The organism is Haloferula chungangensis, assembly GCF_042664875.1.
Lineage (GTDB): Bacteria > Verrucomicrobiota > Verrucomicrobiia > Verrucomicrobiales > Akkermansiaceae > Haloferula > Haloferula chungangensis.
On record NZ_JBHTBS010000084.1, the window covers coordinates 1 to 621 of the forward strand.

General features: G+C 40.9%; 1 protein-coding gene. It reads left to right on the forward strand.

Translation table 11 applies throughout. The annotated features are described in order from the left end of the window. On the forward strand, window positions 1-621 hold a 621-nt coding region (locus ACFQY0_RS21295; RefSeq protein ID WP_379717106.1), incomplete at both ends, for an acetyl-CoA carboxylase carboxyltransferase subunit alpha.

The following is a 621-nucleotide window of genomic DNA, read 5'->3' on the forward strand; positions in this document are numbered from 1 at the left end:
TTGAGTATATCGATGCAATCTGTGATGATTTTACGGAGTTCTTTGGTGATCGTTACTATGGTCACGATAAAGCAATCGTTGGAGGTATCGCATCATTTAATGGACAACCTGTCACGGTAATTGGACATCAACGCGGTATGAGCACAAAAGAGAACATTGAGAGAAACTTTGGTATGCCACACCCAGAGGGTTATAGAAAGGCCCTTCGTCTCATGAAGCAAGCAGAGAAGTTCAATCGTCCAATCATTTGTTTTATAGATACTAAGGGCGCTTACCCTGGTAAAGAAGCAGAAGAGCGTGGACAAAGTGAAGCAATTGCTAAGAATTTAGTCGATATGGCTGGATTATCTGTACCAATTATTTCAATTGTAATTGGAGAAGGTGGATCTGGGGGTGCGCTCGCACTTGGTGTTTGTGACAAACTATACATGTTAGAAAACTCGACATACTCTGTAATCTCACCTGAAGGTGCTGCGAGTATTCTATTTAAAGACGGCTCTTTAAAGGAAATTGCAGCAGAATCATTAAAAATTACGGGTCAAGACTTATATGACTTAGAAATTGCGGATGGATTAATCAAAGAACCACTTGGTGGCGCACATCACGATAAGCCATTTGTGT